The sequence below is a fragment of the Paraburkholderia domus genome, assembly GCF_905220705.1.
GTDB lineage: Bacteria > Pseudomonadota > Gammaproteobacteria > Burkholderiales > Burkholderiaceae > Paraburkholderia > Paraburkholderia domus.
Genome location: NZ_CAJNAT010000022.1, coordinates 69,799 through 86,187 on the forward strand (window position 1 = coordinate 69,799; position 16,389 = coordinate 86,187).

Here is a 16,389-nt window from a genome sequence, read left to right on the forward strand (position 1 = left end):
GTGATTTATCCACGGCCGACAAACGGCATGGTGGTCGCCATGATGGTCATGTTGAGGACATTGGCTTCGAGCGGAAGACTGGCCATGTGCACGACCGCATTCGCCACGTGCGTCACATCCATTCTTGCTTCTGGCGCCATGCTTCCATCCGCTTGAAGTACGCCGCGGTTCATACGTTCCGTGAGTGATGTTGCCGCGTTGCCAATATCGATCTGGCTGCAGGCGATGTTGAATGCGCGTCCATCCAGCGCGATCGATTTGGTGATGCCGGTGACGGCATGTTTCGTTGCCGTGTAGGCGATGGTATGCGGCCTCGGCGAGTGGGCCGAGATCGATCCGTTGTTGATGATTCGTCCCCCTTGAGGCGACTGTGCTTTCATCAGGCGATAAGCGGCCCGAGCGCACAGAAAGACGCCGGTCAGATTGGTGGCCACAACATCGTTCCAGAAATCGACCTCGTAGTCTTCCAGGGGAACAGCCCCCGCGTTGCGGCCCGCGTTGTTGAAGAGCACGTCGAGCCGGCCGAATGTATCGGCGATCTGCGAAAACGCGTGCTCGACCGATGCAGCGTCGGCAACGTTGGCCTGGAATACATGCGCCTCTCCGCCGGCAATGCCGATTGCCTCCTTCGTTTCCAGCAGCGGTTCGGCTCTGCGGCCGATCAGCGCGACGGCGAATCCAGCATGGGCGAGCGCAAGGGCGGCGCTACGGCCGATGCCGGAGCCGGCGCCCGTAACGGCTGCGAACTTCTTCGATGCAGGCATTTGACTTCCTCTCAACGATTCAATTGAACATGGGAAAGAGAGTTGCATTCGCGCGACGTGGTGAGCAATCTTGATTCATTGAATCAACATCTGAGGGCCTTGCCGATGGGGACCGCACCAGGGTTTTCCTGATGCGCGTGTTGCCGGCAGCGAAGCGGAAGGCAGGCGTAGACGCAAACGAATCGCAATGCGCAGGCGCCGCGAACAATAAGGGGTGAATCACGAACGAGGAGTTGATTCATCCAATCAACATTGACGCTCCGATCTGCGGTTTCGTAGTCTCTCGACATCTGTCTACCAAAGGAAAAATCATGTCGGAAGATAATCGCACCAGCCTGTTGATTGCGCGAAAGGTTCCCACAGCCGTGGCGAATCGCGCTGAGGCCGAATTCCATGCCTTCGTGACCGAGTCCGATATGGACTCGTGGTCTGTCGTCGACTTTTGCACGAAGCACGAGGTGCCGGCCGTCCTGATCGGGAAGAAATCCGGTTTGCAGGCGGAGCACATTGCCGCGCTGCCTTCGACCGTCAAGATCATTGCGAACGCGAGCGCGGGCATCGATCACATGGACGTGGCCGCCGCCCGCGAAAGGGGAATCGTCGTCACGAACGCGCCCGATGCATTGACCGAATGCACGGCTGATTTCTGCATGCTGCTCGTGCTGGCGGCCTGCCGTCGCGCGTCGGAGTACGAACGAATCATGCGAAACGGATGGGGGAAATCGTTCGGCATGACCGGGATGCTGGGCACGCGAGTGAATGGCAAGACGCTCGGTATCGTCGGATTCGGCCGTATCGGCCGGGCGGTCGCGAAGCGTGCGCAGGGTTTCGGTATGCGCGTGATCTACACGGACATCCGCCGTGCGGATCCGTCGCTGGAGAATGGCGCGACGTTTTACCCCAGCCTCGAAGAAATGCTGCCGCATTGCCAGGTGCTCACGCTGCACGTGCCGGGAGGGGGCGTCCCGCTGATGTCGACAAACGAGTTTGGACTGTTGCCCAAGGGCGCGGTTTTTGTCAACGCGGCGCGTGGCGGCCTGGTGGACGAAGACGCGCTCTACGAAGCCCTGACTTCGGGACATCTGTTCAGCGCGGGGCTGGACGTGTACCAGAACGAGCCCAACGTCGACAAGCGCTTCGCAGAACTCGACAACGTGTTCCTGACGCCCCATATGGCCAGCGCCACGATCGAGACCCGCGACCAGATGGGGTTTACGGCGCTGGATAATGTCGCCGCCGTGCTGGATAGCCGGCCCGCCTTGAATCCGGTCTGAGGTTCGACGCAAGGTACCTGGACGAAGCAAATCTGCGCGTAAGGTATTAGCATGGCGCAATAAATTCTAAAGGCATGTCTCGCATGGGTTCGGCAAGACATGCCTTTAATCGCCCCCTTAAAATCGTCCATCTTCACCTCATCAAACGTTTGCATTCTCACAACGCGATGTTGTTTGAGGCGTTGCCAATTCTTACATTAGCCTTCCTGACAAATTCGCCATTTTCGCGCCATGCAGGCGTTGGTGCTACCGATCTAGCATAGGTCCTGTTTCACCGGGAGAGGCACGGGCATAGTCCCCGGCAACATGTATTCATGTTTGCCGGCTTCGGCATGTCAATGCTAAAGCAGCGCGGCCTTCCAGCTACGGTGATTCAATTCCTTATCGGTACTCTCTCGGGCGCGTTTCATGTGGATCGTCAACGTTGCGCTTAAGCGGCCATACACGTTCATCGTGATGGCCATTCTGATCTTGCTGGCGACGCCATTCGTGCTGTTGACCACGCCGGTCGACGTGCTGCCGGAAATCAATATTCCGGTGGTCAGCATCATCTGGAATTACACGGGCTTGTCGGCCGAAGACATGGCCAACCGCATCACGTCCGTCAACGAGCGCAGTCTGACCACCACGGTCAACGACATCGAGCACATAGAATCGCAGTCGCTGCAGGGCATCACGATTCTCAAGATATTCCTGCAACCAAACGCGAACATTCAGACCGCGATCGCGCAGACGGTTGCGGTCGAACAGGCGCAGCTCAAACAGATGCCGCCAGGCGCCACACCGCCTTTGGTGATTAGTTATTCGGCCTCCAGCATCCCGGTGATCCAGCTCGGCTTGTCCAGCCCGAAGCTCTCCGAGCAGGCGCTCAACGACACCGCGCTGAACTTTCTGCGACCGCAACTGGTGACGATTCCAGGCGCCGCCGTGCCGTATCCGTACGGCGGCAAATCGCGGCTGATCTCGGTCGACCTCGACACGCGCGCCTTGCTCGCAAAGGGCCTGACGCCTTCGGACGTGGTCAGCGCGTTCAATGCGCAAAACCTGATTCTGCCGACCGGCACGGCCAAGATCGGGCCCAAGGAATACACGATCAATATGAACGGCTCGCCCGCTACGGTGGAGGGGCTCAACGATATTCCGGTGCGCACGCTCAACGGTGCGACGACGTATCTGCGTGAAGTTGCCCACGTGCGTGACGGCTTCTCGCCGCAGACCAATATCGTGCGGCAGGACGGACACCGCGGTGTGTTGATATCGGTGCTGAAGAACGGCAGTGCGTCGACACTCTCGATCGTCAATACGTTGCATGCCCTGCTGCCGAACGTGCGTGCCGCGTTGCCGCAGGACCTGAAGATCACGGCCTTGTTCGACCAGTCGGTGTTTGTGAAAGCGGCCGTGCAGGGCGTGGTGCGCGAAGCGGTGGTGGCCGCCGCATTGACCGCTGCGATGATTCTGCTGTTCCTCGGTAATTGGCGCAGCACCTGCATCATCGCGATCTCGATCCCGCTGTCGATCCTGTCCTCGCTGATCGCACTGCACGCCCTCGGGCAAACCATCAACATCATGACGCTGGGCGGCCTTGCGCTGGCGGTCGGGATTCTGGTCGACGATGCGACGGTGACGATCGAGAATATCGAACGGCACCTGCATATGGGCACGAATCTGCACGATGCGATTCTCGACGGCGCCGGCGAAATCGCGATACCGGCACTCGTCTCGACGCTGTGCATCTGTATCGTGTTCGTGCCGATGTTCTTCCTGACCGGTGTCGCGCGTTATCTGTTCGTGCCGCTTGCCGAAGCGGTGGTGTTCGCAATGCTCGCCTCGTACATCCTGTCGCGTACGCTCGTGCCGACGCTGGCGATGCTGCTGATGGGGCACGCGCACAAGCCCAAGGCCGGCGCCAGCCCGAGTCTGTTCCGGCGCATCTATCTGCGCTTCGATAGCGGTTTCGAGCGCATGCGGGGCGCTTACATCGTGATTCTCAGCAGCGTGCTGGTGCGCCGCGGCAGGTTCGGCAGCGTGTTTCTCGGTTTCTGCGTCGTCTCGATGAGTCTTGTTTTCGTGCTCGGCGAAGACTTCTTCCCGAGCGTCGACGCAGGCGACATTCGTCTGCACATGCGTGCGCCGACCGGCACACGCATCGAGGAAACCGCGCGTCTCGCGGACGAAGTCGAGAAGGTGATTCGCGAGGTCGTGCCGCCGGCTGAACTCAGCACGATCCTCGATAACCTCGGCTTGCCCTACAGCGGTATCAACCTCTCGTATAGCAACGCGGGCACGATCGGCACGCTCGACGGCGAAATTCAGGTGGCTTTGAACGAGGGCCACAAGCCGACGCAACGCTACATGGACAAACTGCGCACGATCTTGCCGCAGCGCTTTCCGGGCGTCGAGTTCTTCTTTCAGCCGGCCGACATCGTTACGCAGATTCTCAACTTCGGCCTGCCCGCCGCAATCGACGTGCAGATTGCCGGTGCGGATCAGCAGGGCAACTTCGACATAGCACGCAAGCTGCTGAAACAGGTGCGGATGATTCCCGGCACCGTCGACACCCACATCCAGCAGAAACTGGACGAACCGGCGATCAATCTTCAGATGGATCGCACCCGCCTGCAGCAACTCAATCTGAGCGCGAGCAACGTGGCGCAGAACGTGCTCATTTCCTTGTCGGGCAGTTCGCAGACCTCGCCGGGTTTCTGGTTCAACAATAAAAACGGTGTGGAATACAGCGTCGCGGTGCAAACTCCGCAGTATCAGGTGTCGTCGATCGATGAACTGTTGCGCACACCGGTCTCCGGTTCCGCCAACGGGCCGACGCAACTGCTCGGCAACCTGGTACGGGTCTCGCCGCAGACTCAGTTCGCGGAAGTCACACACTACAACATCAGGCCGGTGATCGATCTGTACGTGAGCGTCGAGAAGCGCGACCTGGGCAGCGTGGCGAATCAGGTCGACAAGCTCGTCGATAACGTGCGGGCCTCGCTGCCGCGCGGCAGTCAGATCACAGTGCGCGGCCAGGTTCAGACCATGCGCAGTTCGTTCTTCGGTCTGGGCCTTGGCGTAGCGATGGCGATCGTGCTGGTGTATCTGCTGATCGTGGTGAATTTCCAGTCATGGGTCGATCCGCTGATCATCATCAGCGCCTTGCCCGCGGCACTGGCAGGCATCGTCTGGATGCTGTTCCTGACCGGCACGCATTTAAGTGTGCCCGCCTTGACCGGCGCGATCATGACGATGGGTGTCGCCACTGCCAATAGTATTTTGATGGTGTCGTTCGCGCGCCAGCGGCTCTCCGCCGGTGCACCGCCGCTCACCGCCGCGCTCGAAGCCGGTGCAAGCCGGATCAGGCCAGTGCTGATGACCGCGTTCGCGATGATCATCGGCATGATTCCGATGGCGCTGGGTCTCGGCGAGGGCGCCGAGCAGAACGCGCCGCTTGGCCGCGCGGTGATCGGTGGATTGCTGTTCGCCACCGTGTCCACGCTGTTTTTCGTGCCGCTGGTGTTCGCGGCCATTCATACGCGCCTCGCGCGGCGCCACCGCGACGATGACGACACAGACACGACGGGTGGCCACGGCCACGGCAACGACGGCCCCGCGCCGGACCACGGCGGCGCAGGCAAGCCCGCGTAACCTTAATTGACGGCTGACTGAGATAGCTGACTGAGATGACCGAAAAAACTCATGCATCGCTGGCGATTCCCGCGCGCGAGACCGAAGGCGGCCACGTTTTGCCGCCGCGCAATCGCGAATGGAAGCGCGCCAAAATCGCCGTCTGGATCGTGCTGGCGCTGCTCGCCCTGGGCGCCTTGCGCACGGTGATCGCGAATGTTCTGCAAAACCGCTCGGTCGCTGAATCGACGAAGCAGAACGCCACGCAGTATGTGACCGTGGTGAGCCCGACGCAAACCGACGGTGGCGGCAGCACCTTGTTGCCGGGCACGTTGCGCGGCAATGTCGAATCGCCGATCTACGCGCGCTCCACCGGTTATCTGCTGCACTGGTACGCCGATATCGGCGCGCGCGTGAAGCAGGGGCAACTGCTCGCCGATCTGGATACGCCGGAAATCGATCAGGAACTCGCGCAGGCATTGGCGCAGCGTCAGCAAACCAGTTCGAGCCTCGGCCTCGCCAAAAGCTCGCTGGACCGCTGGCAGCAACTGCGTCAACGCGATGCGGTCTCGCAGCAGGAACTCGACGAGCGGCAGAGCACCTACACGCAGGACCTTGCCAACCTCGCCGCCGCCGATGCCAACGTGAAGCGCCTGCAGCAACTTGAATCCTTCAAACGGATCGTCGCGCCGTTTGCGGGTGTGGTCACGCAGCGCAATGTCGATGTCGGCGACCTGATCGACGCAGGCAGCGGTACGAGTCGCGCGCTGTTCGCGCTGGCGCAGTCGGATCCGCTGCGCGTCTATGTGCAACTGCCGCAGGCGTATGCGCAGAACGTGTCGGTCGGACAGAAGGTCGTGGTTACGCAGGCCGAATTGCCGGGGCAGCAGTTCCACGGCACGATCACGCACATCTCCGGCGCGATCGACGTGCCGACCCGCTCGCTGCAAATCGAAGTGACCTTGCCGAATCCTGACGACACGCTGCGACCGGGTGCGTATGTTCAGGTGGCCGTGCCGGCTGTCGCGCATGCGAAATTAATGGTGCCGGGCAATGCCTTGCTGTTTCGCGCCGAAGGTCCGCGGCTCGCGGTGGTCGATGCGAAGGGCAATGTGGCGTTGCACAAGGTCGTGATCGCGCAGGACCTGGGGCAGTCGCTCGAAATCGAAAGCGGAATCGAGGCGAACGACAAGGTCATCGTCAACCCGAGCGATTCGATCGCGGACGGCGATCACGTTCAGATCGCGCCGCCTCAGACAAGCGGCAAGGGGGCGTCGTGATCGCGAAGCAGGCGGCCGCTGATCGGGCACGAACGACACGAACGACATTCACAGCGCTCGCGGCCACCGCGAGCGCCGCGTTGCTGGCCGCGTGCACAGTCGGCCCGGACTACCAGCGGCCGCAAGCCGAGGTGCCGCCGGCCTGGCAAACCGATTCGTACTGGCGCGTCGCGGTCCCTTCGCACGCGCCGATCGCACCGGAGTGGTGGAGTGCGTTTGGCGATCCGACGCTCGCCACGCTGGAAACGCAGGCGCTCGCGCAGAATCAGACATTGGTCGCGGCGAGCGCGCACTATGAGCAGGCCAAGGCCACGCTCGCGAACACCCGTGCGCAGCAGATTCCTGAAGTCGATCTGAGCGCATCCGGGTCGCGCTTCAGGATTTCGCAGAACCGCCCGCTGACGAATTACGCCACACCGACCATGTCGACGGTGCAGAACAATCTGCAACTCGGCCCGACGATCAACTACGACACCGATCTATTCGGCCGGATACGTCGTGAGGTGGAAGGTGCTGCGGCCTCCGCGCAACAATCGGCCGACGACCTCGCCAACGCACGGCTAGTCCTCACCACCGATCTCGCCACCGACTATTTCTCGCTGCGTGAACTCGACGCCGAGATCGACGTGCTGAATCAATCGGTGAAATTGCAGCAAAAGGCGCTCGACTACGTCACGGCCGAGCACGATCTCGGCTCGGTGTCGGGGCTCGACGTGCTGCAGCAAAAGTCGCTGCTCGATTCGACGCGTGTGCAGGCGCAACTGCTGCTGAATCAGCGCGCGCAGTTCGAACATGCAATTGCCGCATTGGCGGGCGTGCCCGCGCCGCAGTTCGCGATCGAACCGAAAGTACTCGACGTGCGGGTGCCGGCGATTCCGCTTGGGCTTCCAAGCGACGTCTTGCAACGCCGCCCGGATATTGCATCGGCGGAGCGCGCAATGGCTGCGGCGAACGCGCAGATCGGCGTCGCCAAGGCAGCGTTCTTCCCGAGCCTGACGCTGACGCCGGGCATCGGCTGGGAAAGCACGCAGTTCGCCAGTTTGCTGAGCGCGCCTACGCTAATGTGGACACTCGGCGCGACGGTCGGCCAGGTGCTGTTCGACGGCGGCCGCCGTGCGGCGAACGTGCAATTCGCGAGCGAAGGCTACAAGGCCACCGAGGCGAACTACCGGCAAACCGTGCTCATTGCGTTCCAGCAGGTCCAGGATGGCATCACGGGCCTCTCGGTGCTGGACGGTGCGGCGAAGCAGTCGAGCGAGGCGGTGACCGATGCGCAGCATCTGCTGGCGCTCGCCAACGACCGTTATTCGGGTGGCCTGGTCGCCTACCTCGACGTCATCACGGCGCAGCAGTCGCTGCTGACCAGCGAGCGTCAGGACGTGCAGATTCACGGCCAGCAGATGACGCTGTCGGTTTCGCTAGTTAAGGCGCTGGGCGGCGGCTGGAATGCCGGCACGGACGTATCGGGCGCCCAGCCGCCTGGCAACACGGCGGACACGAAGGAGGCGATGGCTCCCGCGAAGTGAGCCGCCCGAAAAATGACACGGCCAGGCAGGAAAGAGGAAAACGAGGCGTTTCGTATAATGCAGAGACAAGGGGACGTGCATGAAATTGCTGATTGTTGAAGACGAGCATAAGGTGGTGGACTACCTGCGCTCCGGTTTGACAGAGCAGGGCTGGGTCGTCGACGTCGCGCTCGACGGCGAGGAAGGCATGCATCTGGCTACCGAATTCGATTACGACGTGATCGTCCTCGATGTCATGCTGCCCAAACGCGACGGCTTTAGCGTGCTGAAGGCGCTGCGCATGCGCAAGTCGACGCCGGTCATCATGCTGACCGCCCGCGATCACGTGAACGACCGCGTGCGGGGCTTGCGCGAAGGCGCCGACGACTACCTCACCAAACCCTTTTCCTTCCTCGAACTGGTCGAGCGCCTGCATGCTCTCGCGCGCCGTACGCGTTCGCAGGAGTCGACGCTGATTTCGGTGGGCGATCTGTTCGTCGATCTGATCGGCCGGCGCGCCACCCGAGACGGGTTGCGCCTCGACCTGACCGCCAAGGAGTTCCAGTTGCTGAGCGTACTGGCCCGCCGCCAGGGCGACATCCTCTCGAAGACCGCTATTACCGAACTCGTGTGGGACGTCAACTTCGACAGTCATACGAACGTGGTCGAAACCGCAATCAAACGACTGCGCGCCAAGCTCGACGGCCCGTTTCCCTCCAAGCTGCTGCATACCGTGCGCGGCATGGGTTATGTGCTCGAAGTGCGTGAGGAGGCTGAACAATCATGAACCGCTCGATCGCCCGCCGCCTCGCGCTGATGTTCGCGCTTGTGGCGCTGTTCGTGTTCACGCTGGTCGGCACCGGGCTGTTTCTGGTGTTGCGCACGCAACTCGAACACCATCTGCGCGAATCGCTCGACGATCGCACCGAGATCGCGCGCATCATCGTCTATCACGCGGTGACGCCGGAGAAGTGGCGCATGGCCCGCGAAAAGCTCACCGACATGATGCCGCACGACGGCAGCACGGTGTATGCGGTATCGAGCGCCGATCCGTATTTTCACTATGGCAAGCCCATCGAAGGGCCGGTGGTATCGAACTGGCAGGGCGGGTACTCGAGGGTTTCGCCGCTCGGCGGCGGCCCGGACATGCTGACCATCTCGGTGACGATACCGGCTTACGGCGCCCGCCCACCCGTGCAATTGCAGGTTGCCGCCAGCTGTTCGCCGAACATCCGCACGATGCGTGTGTTCGGCTCGGCGCTCGCCGCACTGTCCGCGTTGGGTAGTCTCGCCGTGCTGCTGCTGAGTTACTCGGTAACGCGGCTCGGTCTGGCACCGTTGACGCGCCTGACCCGAGACGCCTCCGCGGTGAGCCCGAATAACCGCTCACAGCGGTTGAGCACGGCCTCGCTGCCGCTCGAATTAAACGATCTGGCCAATTCGTTCAATGGCGCGCTCGAACGTCTGGACGGCGCATACGGCCGCCTCGAGTCGTTCAACGCGGACGTGGCTCACGAACTGCGTACGCCAGTGACGATTCTGATCGGTCAGACCGAAGTGGCGTTGACGCGCAATCGCTCGGTCGACGATTTGCGCCATACGCTGCAATCGAATCTCGAAGAGTTCGAGCGCATGCGCGCGATCATCAACGACATGCTGTTCCTCGCCCGCGCCGATCAGGGCGAGCGCGCGACCGGCCTCGTCGAAGTCTCGCTGGCCGCGGAAGTCGCGCATACGCTGGAGTTTCTCGAGATTCCGCTGGAAGAAGCGCGCGTGCATGCACAGTTGCGCGGCGATGCGACGGCGCGTGTGAACCGCTCGCTATTCGGCCGTGCCTGCACGAATCTGCTGATGAACGCGATCCAGCACTGCGCGCCGGGCGCGGAGATCAGCGTGACGATTGCGCGTGAAGATGATCAGTTGCGCGTGTCAGTGGCCAACCCCGGCGAGCCGATCGAACCGGCCGTGCTCGAACACCTGTTCGACCGGTTCTATCGCGCGGAAGCGTCTCGTACCAATAGCCGGGAAAACCACGGGCTGGGTCTGGCGATCGTGAAGGCCACTGCGGAGATGCATCGCGGCACGGTGTCGGCGGAAAGCGCGAACGGGATCAATACGTTTGTGTTTTCGATTGCGGCGTCGAGTGCGGACACCGGCTTGCCGGCGGCACGCACGAAGACCGGTGTCCCGGTGGAAGCAGCGGGTTAATCGTCGCTGGTAAAAGGCAAGTCGGCCTGAACCGGTACGCGCTGCTTCACCGGTTGCGCGTTGGCCGGCGTCAATGCGCTCACGCGTACTCCTAGCAGCCGCAACTTGCGGTTCAATTCCACCCGCCTCAGGCATTCGGTTGCGGCGCGCCGGATCTCGGTGGCGTCGGCGGTCGGCTCGTCGAGCGTCAGGTCGCGCGTGACCGTGCGGAAGTCGTCGTAGCGCAGCTTGATGCCCACGGTACGGCCCACATATCCTTTGCGCACGAGGTCTTCCGCGACCCGCACGCACAGGCCGGTAAACGAACTGGACAGAGCCGGGCGATCGTGACGCGGATGCAGATCGCGTTCGAAGGTCGTCTCGCGGCTCATCGACTTGGGCTCCGATTCGACCACCACCGGTCGCTCGTCATAGCCTTGCGCGACTTGCACGAGCCACGCCGAGTAGCTGCGCCCGAAGTGGTCCTGCAACAGCCCCGCGTCAGCCGCCGCCAGATCACCGACCGTGGCGAGGCCAAGCGCCGTGAGCTTTTCCGCGGCCTTCGGGCCGATCCCGTTGACCTTGCGCACCGGCAACGGCCAGACGCGCAAGGGCACATCCGCGGGCGTCAGAATCGTGAGACCGTCGGGTTTGTCGAGTTCGGAGCCGATTTTCGCCAGTAGCTTGTTCGGCGCTACGCAAATGGAGCAGGTGAGACCGGTCGCCTGATTGACGGCCTGCTTGATGCGCGCTGCGATCTCGCGCGGCTCGCCGGGCAACTCGGTGAGGTCGATATAGATTTCGTCGATGCCGCGGTCTTCGATCCGGTCCGTGAAGGTGGCGACCGCCGCTTTGAACAGGCGCGAGTAGTGGCGGTACGACTCGAAATCCGTAGGCAGCAGAATCGCATCCGGCGCGAGCACGGCGGCTTTCATCATGCCCATCGCGGAGAACACGCCGAGCGCGCGGGCCTCGTAGGTGGAAGTAGTCACGACGCCGCGGCCCGCGTAATCGCGCAACTTCGCAAAGCGGCGGCTGCCGTCTTCAAGCGTTTGCGGCACGCCATTGCGGCCGCCGCCGATCACCACCGCCTTGCCGCGCAGTTCCGGATAGCGCAAGAGCTCCACGGACGCGTAGAACGCGTCCATGTCCAGGTGCGCGATACGGCGGCTTGCAGAACTCATGGATGGCGGAAACGGGTGACGGTGCGGGCAGCGAGCATAACAGGCGATGCGCGCGGCCGTTGCCCGGTCTTATGACTTGCTGCATCGGGCGTCAGGACGCGTGAGTAACGATGCTCTGCACGCCGGACGCCAAGCCGTAATAGTACCTTGCTCCGCGGGGGCAAGGAGCCGATCTCAAGCGTGACGGTGATGGGAGCCTTGTGAACGGTTCAGCCCCGCGTACATCGTGCTTTCCTGTCTGACGCAGACTTAACGCTAGCTACGACGTTGCGGAAGATTTGCGTGGTGAGGGGGCAAAGTCACGCGCCCCCCCGTATCAGGTGGGTAAGCTGGAAAATGAGCCGGAACGTCGTGCTCCAACTTACAATCCAGACGAACTGTCCCATCCTTACGACGTGCCCCGCTCACCGGGCTCATGCGTTCTCCAGGCTTTTCAGCATGTCCCATTCCGGCGAACACCGCGCAGAATCCAGTATTTACCCCAGGCGCGCGGTCGAGCATGTTACCGGCACAAAGTTGGTCCCGCCGCGTGGGACACGTCAGCTGATGTCTCGCACGGCCTTGATGGCGCGGTTGATCGAAGCGAGGCGCCAGCGTTGTGTGGTGATCCAGGGGCCGGCCGGAAGCGGCAAGACCAGTGCCATGCTGGCCTGGCGGCAGGCGATGCTGACGCTGGACTTTGATGTCGCGTGGCTGTCACTGGGGCCCGAAGACAACGACTTGACTTCGTTCTTTAGCGGTCTGCTGGCGAGCCTTGCTACCGTCGACGCATCCATTACAAGCGAGGCCGAGCTTCTCGCGGGACGCAACGGAGACGATTCCGCTGTGGAACACTGGGTGATCACACTCGTGCGCGGCATCGCCAGCCGCAGGCGCGACCTGATGTTGATGCTCGACGACATTCAATATCTCGAAGATCCACGGATTTTCGAGGCGCTACGGTGGCTTCTCGACTACGCTCCCCCGCAACTTCACGTGGTGCTGGCTTCGCGTCGAGCCCTGCCGCTTTCGCTGGCGCGTCTGCGCTCACAAGGTCTTACCGCCGAGATCGATCTTCGGGATCTGCGGTTTTCGCCAGAGGAGTCCGAGCGCTTCTTGTGCGAGCAGCTGGGTCAAATCGAGAAACGCGACGCCCAGGCGCTGCACGAACTGACCGATGGCTGGGCTGCCGGCTTGCAACTGTTCGCGATCGACCTCAAGGCAAAGCGAGGCGCGGCATTTGCGCCGATGACGGTGCGTGACGCCGAAGCTTTCGCCAGCTACTTCGAGCGCGAGGTGCTGGTGCGCCTCGCGAGCGACGATCTGCTTTTGCTCACGCGCGCGGCGCTATGCAGTCGTTTTTGTGCGCCGCTGTGCGCGAGACTGCTGGGACACTCAGGAGCCATTGGTGAGATTGCCGCCAGACTCAGCCGCCTTGACGCAGACAACCTGTTCATTACGCAGATCGGCGGGGAAAAGGACCGCGAAACATGGTATCGCCTGCATCCCCTCTTGCGCGAAGTCCTGCTGCGCCGAATCGCCGGGCTGCTTGCGACGGAACAGCGTGAATTGCACGCAGCGGCGTGGCACTGGTTCGATGCGCAGGGTTACGTAGACGAAGCCGTCCATCACGCCGTCCTGGCCGACGACGCGCAGGCCGCCGCGAACATGGTGGAGGGTTATGCGCACAATCTGCTCGCTCGCGGCGAGCTCCGGCAGCTTGCGGGCCTGATACGCCGGTTACCGCCGGAACAGGTCGCAGCGCGTTTCGATCTGCACATCGTGCTGGCCTATCTGCAGATGTATGCAGGTGAAACCGACGCGCTCCTTCAGAGCATTCAACAAATAGAATCCCGCAGCGAGCGGCGTGGCTCGCGTCAGCGCTATGCACTCGCATTGCTGCGCGGCGGACTCGCGTTGCAGCGCGACGATACCGATTCAGTCGCGGCCCTGCTGCCGGAACTGCAACGTGTTCCGCCTGATACCGACGATTTCACCTTCGCAGGACGCGGCAATATCCTCTCGTGGATGTTTATCCATCGCGGTGAATACGAACACGCCCGCAAAGTGCTGGAGGAGAGCGCGCCACATGACGGGGCGCCGCGCGGCATCCTGCTGGGGCGTTGCATGGGAGGCATGACGCATGCCGCCGAAGGCCAGGTGCTGCTCGCCGAACGGGTCTTTTGCGACGTGCTGGCAGAGGCTGAAAAGCAGGGCGCAGCCTATGTTGGCATCGCCTGCATGGCTGCCGCGCTGCTTGGTGAGGCGCTGTATGAGTTGAACGATGTCGAGGCCGCGCTCCTGCTATTGGAAAAACGCATCGACGTGCTCGAGCGCGTGTCGATTCCGGACACCGTGCTGCGGGCGATGCTGGTGCTCGCCAGCGCGCATCGGCTCGCTGGGCGTTGGCTCGAGGCGCACGAGTGCCTCGAGCGCCTTGAAGACTACGCGAAGCGTCATCGCGTGGATCGGCTGCTGGCCAATGCGCTCTGTCTGCGTTCGCGCTGGCTGCTGGAAGAGGGCAGAGTCGACGACGCGGACGCTGCCCTGTTGCGCTGCGAAGCGCTTGCAGCGCGCTACTCGGGTGCCGTGCGCAGCACGGCATGGGAAATCAGCGTCTGTGCCGATCTTGCGCGTATCGGCATGTGCCTGCACCTGAACGACTTCGACGGCGCGATGGTCCACCTCACCCCGCTCAGCGCGCTATCCGAAGCAGGCGGGCGGTGGTGCCGCGTAGCAAGCCTGCGCTTGCAGATGTCGATTGCAGAGAAGGGCCGGCGCAACAATAAAGCGGCCCGCGAGCATCTCGTCGAAGCGTTGCGTCTTGGCCATCGGCTCGGCCTGATGCGCAGCCTGCTGGATGTGTCAGACCATCTGCGGGAGATGCTAGGCGCTTTGCTGGCGGAAGAAGCCTTTGACCCCGTCCTGGCTTTCTATGCCCAGCGTCTGATGGAGGCTGGGCAGGCGCGTGCTCCTGTCGAGCCCAAAATGGCCGGTACGGATGGGGCGCTCGGCTTGCTCAGCGAGCGTGAAAACGAAGTGTTAAATCTGCTTGCGCTCGCGCTGCCCAACAAGAAGATTGCGCGTGTCATGGATGTATCGCTCGACACCGTGAAGTGGCACTTGAAAAATATCTACAGAAAGCTGGACGTGTCCGGGCGCGATGGCGCTGTCGCAAAGATGCGCGACCTGAACGCGGGATAGCCGCGCTTTTCACTCGCAGCAGCAGATGGCCGCGCTCGCAGTCAGCTGGCTGCGAGCCGCGCGCAAATCCGGCGGCCCTTTCTGACCCGTCTCTCTTACCCACCGCAGTATTTCCATGCCGACTACTCCACCGGGGTAGGCCTTTTTGCGGTGCCGCCGCGCATCATAGCTCCATGAAAGCAGCACGCCGATTATCCGGCATGCGTTGCCAACGCAATCAATCGACGAGGAGCATTCGGTGGAAGTCAAGCGTAACGTCTATCGCGAAGACCATGAGATGCTGCGCGAAACAGCGCGGCGTTTCTTCGAGCGTGAGTGTCTGCCACGTCAGGCTCAGTGGGACGCGGCGGGTTGCGTCGATCGTGAGACCTGGCTGAAGGCTGGACGGGAAGGCCTGCTGTGCGTGACCGTGCCGGAAGAATACGGCGGCGGAGGCGGCGATTTCGGGCATTCGGCGGTCGTCGCGGAAGAGTTGCATCGTTCGGGCGTTTCGGGCTTCAGCTATTCCGTGCACTGCGATATCACCGCGCCCTACATCGTGCGGCTCGGCACGGAAGAACAGAAACGCAACTGGCTGCCGGCGATCTGCCGCGGCGAGAAAATTCTGGCGATTGCCATGACCGAGCCAGGGACGGGCTCCGACCTGAAGTCGATCCGCACGACGGCGGTACGGGATGGCGACGATTACATCATTAACGGCAGCAAGACCTTCATCTCCAACGGCCTGAACTGCGACATGGTGGTGGTGGTCTGCAAGACCGACCCATCGGCGGGTGCGAAGGGTGTGAGCCTCATCATGGTCGAGACGGACCGCGCGGGCTTTCGCCGTGGCCGCAAGCTGGAGAAAGTGGGGCAGGCTGCGGCCGATACCGCCGAACTGTTCTTCGACAACGTGCGTGTGCCCGCTGGCAACCTGATCGGCAACGAGAACGGCGGCTTCATTCACCTCATGGAAGAGCTGCCGCAAGAGCGCCTGATCATCGCGGTGTATTGCGCCGCGAAGCTGGAACGGCAACTCGAATTGACGCTGCAATACGTGAAAGATCGCCGTGCGTTCAATCAGACCGTATGGGATTTTCAGAACACCAAATTCAAGCTGGCCGATGTGAAGGCCCAGGCCGTTGCGGTCCGCACGCTCGTCGACTACTACATCCGCGAGCACATGGAGCGCAAGCTCACGCTGCAGGAAGCGGCCATCGCGAAACTATTCGCTACCGAAACGATGTGGAAGTGCATCGACGAGATGGTCCAGCTGCACGGCGGTTATGGCTACATGCTGGAGTATCCGATTGCGCGCGCGTTTGCCGACATGCGGGTGACACGCATCTTCGGCGGCACCAGCGAGGTGTTGCGCGATCTGATCTCGCGCAAGCTGTAAGTCTCCTTACCTTTCA

General features: G+C 62.2%; 10 protein-coding genes. 8 read left to right on the forward strand and 2 right to left on the reverse strand.

Going from position 1 to position 16,389, the window contains the following annotated elements; genetic code table 11:
* Nucleotides 1–5: 5 nt before the first annotated feature.
* A complete protein-coding gene (locus tag KHO31_RS28335; protein WP_211624617.1) occupies nt 6–764 on the reverse strand; it encodes an SDR family oxidoreductase in 759 nt (252 codons plus the stop codon).
* A gap of 311 nt (nt 765–1,075) precedes the next feature.
* On the opposite strand from KHO31_RS28335, the gene KHO31_RS28340 reads away from it, so the two are divergent.
* The 6 genes from KHO31_RS28340 (at nt 1,076) to KHO31_RS28365 (ending at nt 10,649) form a co-directional block, all read left to right on the forward strand.
* Nucleotides 1,076–2,038 (forward strand): 2-hydroxyacid dehydrogenase, encoded by a 963-nt coding sequence (locus tag KHO31_RS28340; RefSeq protein ID WP_211624619.1) that lies wholly within the window; start codon nt 1,076–1,078, stop codon nt 2,036–2,038.
* Between the two features lie 408 nt (nt 2,039–2,446).
* A complete protein-coding gene (locus KHO31_RS28345; protein ID WP_211621170.1) occupies nt 2,447–5,677 on the forward strand; it encodes an efflux RND transporter permease subunit in 3,231 nt (1,076 codons plus the stop codon).
* Nucleotides 5,678–5,712: 35 nt separating this feature from the next.
* A complete protein-coding gene (locus KHO31_RS28350) occupies nt 5,713–6,936 on the forward strand; it encodes an efflux RND transporter periplasmic adaptor subunit (protein WP_201085991.1) in 1,224 nt (407 codons plus the stop codon).
* A complete protein-coding gene (locus KHO31_RS28355) occupies nt 6,936–8,462 on the forward strand; it encodes an efflux transporter outer membrane subunit (RefSeq protein WP_211624623.1) in 1,527 nt (508 codons plus the stop codon). Before KHO31_RS28350 ends, KHO31_RS28355 begins: the two co-directional genes overlap by 1 nt.
* A gap of 79 nt (nt 8,463–8,541) precedes the next feature.
* Nucleotides 8,542–9,228, forward strand: a complete 687-nt coding sequence (locus tag KHO31_RS28360) for a heavy metal response regulator transcription factor (protein ID WP_201080845.1) — start codon at nt 8,542–8,544, stop codon at nt 9,226–9,228.
* The gene (locus KHO31_RS28365) at nt 9,225–10,649 is read left to right on the forward strand and encodes a heavy metal sensor histidine kinase (protein WP_201080847.1); all 1,425 of its coding nucleotides are present in this window, start codon (nt 9,225–9,227) and stop codon (nt 10,647–10,649) included. Before KHO31_RS28360 ends, KHO31_RS28365 begins: the two co-directional genes overlap by 4 nt.
* On the opposite strand, the gene dinB is transcribed toward KHO31_RS28365, so the two are convergent.
* Nucleotides 10,646–11,812 carry a DNA polymerase IV gene (gene dinB, locus KHO31_RS28370; protein ID WP_201080855.1) on the reverse strand — a complete coding sequence of 389 codons (1,167 nt, stop codon included), beginning with the start codon at nt 11,810–11,812 and terminating at the stop codon, nt 10,646–10,648. The genes KHO31_RS28365 and dinB overlap by 4 nt on opposite strands.
* 546 nt (nt 11,813–12,358) lie before the next feature.
* Between dinB and KHO31_RS28375 the strand changes: the two genes are divergently transcribed.
* Both KHO31_RS28375 and KHO31_RS28380 read left to right on the forward strand, forming a co-directional pair.
* Nucleotides 12,359–14,995 carry a LuxR C-terminal-related transcriptional regulator gene (locus KHO31_RS28375; RefSeq protein WP_236071506.1) on the forward strand — a complete coding sequence of 879 codons (2,637 nt, stop codon included), beginning with the start codon at nt 12,359–12,361 and terminating at the stop codon, nt 14,993–14,995.
* A gap of 238 nt (nt 14,996–15,233) precedes the next feature.
* Entirely contained in the window at nt 15,234–16,373 is a 1,140-nt protein-coding gene (locus KHO31_RS28380; protein WP_201080859.1) for an acyl-CoA dehydrogenase family protein, read from the forward strand.
* Nucleotides 16,374–16,389 lie beyond the last annotated feature (16 nt).

Bases quoted from the DNA above. Each gene is read 5' to 3' on its own strand.
- KHO31_RS28340 (WP_211624619.1), top strand. From the start codon at position 1,076: ATGTCGGAAGATAATCGCACCAGCCTGTTGATTGCGCGAAAGGTTCCC.
- KHO31_RS28335 (WP_211624617.1), bottom strand. From the start codon at position 764: ATGCCTGCATCGAAGAAGTTCGCAGCCGTTACGGGCGCCGGCTCCGGC.
- KHO31_RS28375 (WP_236071506.1), top strand. From the start codon at position 12,359: ATGTCTCGCACGGCCTTGATGGCGCGGTTGATCGAAGCGAGGCGCCAG.
- KHO31_RS28365 (WP_201080847.1), top strand. From the start codon at position 9,225: ATGAACCGCTCGATCGCCCGCCGCCTCGCGCTGATGTTCGCGCTTGTG.
- KHO31_RS28350 (WP_201085991.1), top strand. From the start codon at position 5,713: ATGACCGAAAAAACTCATGCATCGCTGGCGATTCCCGCGCGCGAGACC.
- KHO31_RS28360 (WP_201080845.1), top strand. From the start codon at position 8,542: ATGAAATTGCTGATTGTTGAAGACGAGCATAAGGTGGTGGACTACCTG.
- dinB (WP_201080855.1), bottom strand. From the start codon at position 11,812: ATGAGTTCTGCAAGCCGCCGTATCGCGCACCTGGACATGGACGCGTTC.
- KHO31_RS28345 (WP_211621170.1), top strand. From the start codon at position 2,447: ATGTGGATCGTCAACGTTGCGCTTAAGCGGCCATACACGTTCATCGTG.